Origin of the sequence: Mesorhizobium sp. M7A.F.Ca.CA.004.06.1.1 (genome assembly GCF_003999135.1) — a bacterium.
Taxonomy (GTDB): Bacteria; Pseudomonadota; Alphaproteobacteria; order Rhizobiales; family Rhizobiaceae; genus Mesorhizobium.
This window is the reverse complement of sequence record NZ_RZPQ01000538.1, coordinates 1-4121: the sequence shown is the minus strand read 5'-3', so window position 1 is coordinate 4121 and position 4121 is coordinate 1. Positions and strand designations below refer to the sequence as shown.

At 66.0% G+C, this 4121-nt stretch carries 3 protein-coding genes and 2 pseudogenes; 2 read left to right on the top strand and 3 right to left on the bottom strand.

The window, feature by feature from the left end; genetic code table 11:
- Positions 1-47: 47 nt before the first annotated feature.
- Positions 48-1726, top strand: a pseudogene (locus EN906_RS25260) (FAD-dependent oxidoreductase).
- A complete protein-coding gene (locus EN906_RS25255) occupies positions 1723-2031 on the top strand; it encodes a UBP-type zinc finger domain-containing protein (protein WP_027040253.1) in 309 nt (102 codons plus the stop codon). The pseudogene EN906_RS25260 and the gene EN906_RS25255 overlap by 4 nt, the downstream one beginning before the upstream one ends.
- Before the next feature lie 88 nt (positions 2032-2119).
- Here the strand turns inward: EN906_RS25255 and EN906_RS25250 are convergent, their stop codons facing one another.
- The 3 genes and pseudogenes from EN906_RS25250 to EN906_RS25240 all read right to left on the bottom strand — a co-directional run.
- Positions 2120-2494, bottom strand: coding sequence for a YkvA family protein (locus EN906_RS25250; protein WP_127269768.1), 375 nt, complete (start codon positions 2492-2494; stop codon positions 2120-2122).
- Between the two features lie 90 nt (positions 2495-2584).
- Positions 2585-2767: a hypothetical protein gene (locus tag EN906_RS25245; protein WP_013528612.1), complete on the bottom strand. Its 183-nt coding sequence runs from the start codon at positions 2765-2767 to the stop codon at positions 2585-2587.
- Positions 2768-2892: 125 nt separating this feature from the next.
- Positions 2893-4121: pseudogene (locus tag EN906_RS25240) on the bottom strand (transcriptional regulator); the annotation flags it as partial.

The following is a 4121-nucleotide window of genomic DNA, read 5'->3' as shown; positions in this document are numbered from 1 at the left end:
TCACAAACCGCTTCAAACTCCGCGCCCGCTTCGCTACGCTCAAAACCATGGCTCAATCCACCACCCAGATATTCGGTGCCCGCCGCGACCAGGCGTTCCCCACGCTGGCCGAGGTGGACATCGACCGCATGCGCCGGTTCGGCGAGGCCAGCGCCTATGCCGCCGGCGAGCACATCATCGAAGCAGGCGATGTGGCGCCCGGTCTGATCGTCGTGCTGTCGGGCAGCGTGGACATCACCCAGGACGGCGGGCTCGGCCGGCGCGAGACGATCGTCACCCATGGCCCCGGCAGCTTTGTCGGCGAGCTGGCGCAGCTTTCGGCCCGTCCCTCGCTGGTCAATGCGCAGGCCGCCGAACCGGTGGAGGCGTTCGTCATCGCCTCGCAGCGGCTGCGCGACCTGATGGTGCAGGAGGCCAATCTCGGCGAGCGCATCATGCGGGCGCTGATCCTGCGCCGCGTCGGGCTTTTGGAGAGCGCTACCAGCGGGCCGATCATCATCGGACCCCAGGACAATGCCGACGTGTTGCGCCTGCAGGGCTTCCTCGCCCGCAGCGGCCAGCCGCATCGCGTGCTCGATTCCGGCAGCGATCCCTGCGCCAAAACCCTGGTAGAACGCTTCGAGGTCGATCCTCACCACCTGCCGATCGTGCTCTGTCCAAACGGCAGGCTGCTGATGAACCCCGGCGAAAAGGACCTCGCCCGCTGCATCGGCCTGCTGCGGCCGATCGATGCCGATACGGTCTATGACGTGGCCATCGTCGGCGCCGGCCCGGCAGGGCTGGCGGCGGCGGTCTATGCGGCCTCCGAAGGCCTATCGACGATCGTGCTCGACTGCCGCGCCTTCGGCGGACAGGCCGGTGCATCCTCGCGCATCGAGAACTATCTTGGTTTCCCCACAGGCATTACCGGCATGGCGCTGATGGCGCGCGCTTACAACCAGGCGCAGAAATTCGGCGTCGAAATGGTCATCCCGGACGAGGCGAAGCTTTTGAGCGCCGCCTCCGACGCGTCAGGCGCCCGCTATCTGCTCGATGTCGGTGATGGCGAGACGTGCGCACGCGCAGCGTGGTGATCGCCAGCGGCGCGCGCTATCGCCGCCTCGACATCGCCAATCTGGCGCGGTTCGAGGGAACGTGCGTGCATTACTGGGCGTCGCCCATTGAAGGGCGGCTTTGCGCGGACCAGGAAGTGGCGCTGGTCGGCGCCGGCAATTCGGCCGGGCAGGCGGCTGTCTACTTGGCCAGTCATGCGCGCAAAGTGGCGCTGCTGGCGCGCGGTGGCAGCCTCGATGCCAGCATGTCGCGCTACCTGGTCGAACGCATCAAGGCGCAGCCGAACATCGAGGTGCTGACCGGGACCGAAATCGAGGCGCTGGACGGCGAAGAGGGCAATCTTGGCACGGTGCGATGGCGCAACCGCGCCAGCGGCGCGGAAACGACGCGCCCGATCCGCCATCTCTTTCTCTTCATCGGCGCCGACCCGAACACCGATTGGCTGGCGAATTGCGGTGTGGCGCTGGACGCCAGGGGGTTCGTGCGCACCGGATCGGAGCTGGGATCGGCGCAGATGGAGACCAGCCGCAGCGGCGTGTTCGCCATCGGCGACGTCCGCGCCGGTTCGGTCAAACGCGTCGCGGCGGCTGTCGGCGAAGGCGCCCAGGTGGTCGCGGCATTGCATGCATATCTCGCGCGCGCGGACGCACCTCAAACAGCAGGGAGACCATGATGGATGAATGCAGGCATACGCGCGACATCAGGAAGGTGACGCCGAGCGCGCTCGGCTGCGAGGAGTGCCTGAAGAGCGGGTCGCAATGGGTGCATTTGCGGCTCTGCCGCACCTGCGGCCATGTCGGCTGCTGCGACGACTCGCCCAACCGCCACGCCACCAGGCATTTTCACGCCACCAAGCATCCGATCATCGAGGGCTACGATCCGCCGGAAGGCTGGGCATGGTGCTATGTCGACGAGGTGTTTGTCGACCTCGGCGACGACGTGACCCCGCAGAACGGCCCGATCCCGCGCTTTGTTTGAGCGGCGCCGCATGGCGACGGAATCCCGGGAAAAGCGCGATCCGTCCGGGCTTCATTGGCGGCGGTTTCCCTGCTGAACGGCCTGGCAGTCAGTCAGCGAAATACAGATATCCCAGCCACCCGGCCAGCACGATCGAGGCAGTCCAGATACAAACAATGATCACCGCCGCGTAGCGGCTCACCGGCCTGTCGGCGGCCAGCGCGGCGGTCTTTCTGTGTTCCGCCATCACCTCGGGCGGTATCATCCTGACCACGGCAAGGACGCCCAAAGGGACAAGGATGACGTCGTCGAGATAGCCGATCACCGGAATGAAATCGGGGATCAGGTCGATTGGCGACAAGGCATAGCTTGCAACACACACGGCAAGCGCCTTGGCGTACCAGGGCGTTCGGGGATCGCGAGCGGCGAGGTAGAGCGCATGCACATCGCGCTTGATCGTTCGGGCCCACTCATTCAGTGCCATCGGATGATTTTAGCGCCAAATGAAAACCGCCGATAGCGCACGCCAGGCGCCCGCCTCCGACAGCATCTCGAAGAGCCGATGACCGCCGGTCTACCGCACGGAGCCGGTGACGGTCGGGTCGATCATGCTGGGAACGGATTTGCGTTCGTTGCCGGCAAGCGCCGCTATGATCAGCAGGCTGGCAACCACCGGGACAAACAGGATGGCAACGCGAGCTTGCACGTAGAATATGGCGCGCCATTCATTGCGCTTGTCGGGGCTGTTGCTCATCATACTCACTTTGTCGTCCCCCACGCGGTGACATAGCCGCAAACAGTTAAACAACTCCTTCCGACTTCGTTAACCCGGCGGAATTGAGGCGAAATTCCCAGGCGATCCCAGAGATGGCGAGCCAGGCTTCAGTTCAGCCCGATAAGCCTGGCGCCCTGCCGGAACAGCGCCACGGCGTCCGGCTCGAAGCGGAAGGTGCCGATGAAATCGTCGGCGCAATAGTCCGGCCTTGTCTTGCGAATGGCGGCGGCGAAGCCGCGCGCCTCGTCGAGCCGTCCGGCCAGCGCCAGGCAGTGCGCGGCGATCGCCAGTATGATGGCGTGGGCGTTGGGCCGCGCCGCCGCCTTCAGCGCCCATTCGGCCGCTTCCTCGAACTGGCCGAGCCGGACATGCGCCATGGCGCGTGCGCCCAGCATGCCGAACAGCAGCGGGTCGAACGGGCTGAGATGGCGCGAATGATCCGAAGAGCCTATCGCCGCTCGCGGGTCGCCCGACTGCGAATGCACGAAGGACAGCGCGTAGTGGCCAAGCGCGAAGTTGGGGCTGAGATCGACAGCCCGCTCGAGTTCGAGCAGCGAGCCGTCCTGCTCGCCGCGCAGCCACAGCGCCCGGCCCATCGCCCAATGCGCGGCCGGATTGTGGTCGTCGACCAGCAGGCTGTGTCCGGCGCTCTCGAAGGCCAGCGCGCTTTCGCGGTCGCGGTCGCCCCAGCGCTGGAAGGCGTTCTGCCAGTGGGTGAAGGACAGGCCGGCATAGGCGCGGGCAAAGGTCGGGTCGAGCTGCAAGGCCTGGGCAAAGAAATGCCGCGCCTGTTCGTTTTCCGCCTGGGTGAAGCGGTACATGTGCCAGAGGCCGCGATGGTAGGCTTCCCAGGCGTTGAGCGAGTTGGGCGCCTTCAGCATGGCGCGGTTGCGCTCGACGGTTTCGATCTCGGCCGAGATCGAGGAGACGATACTGTTGCCGATGTCGTCGAGCACGGAAAAGATGTCATCGGGCCTGCGCTCGAAGGTCTCGGCCCAGACGATCCTGGCGCTGCGCACCTCGATTAGTTCGACGCCGACGATGAGGCGGCCAGACGGGCTGCGCACCGTGCCGGTGGCGACATAGTCGACATTCAGCCGGCGGCCGGCATCCTCGGGCGCGATGTTCTGCTCTGCCAGCGCAAACACCGATCCGCGCGCGATGACGAAGAAATCCCTGAGCTTGGCCAGGCGGGTGATGATGTCGTGGGTGAAACCGTCGGCCAATCCGCCGCGCGTGCCGCCGCTCTCCTCGACAAACGGCATCACCGCCAGCGAAGCGTGGCTGGGCTCGACCGGGCCGGGTGCGGCGGGCATGGAGGCCACCCGTGGCGCTA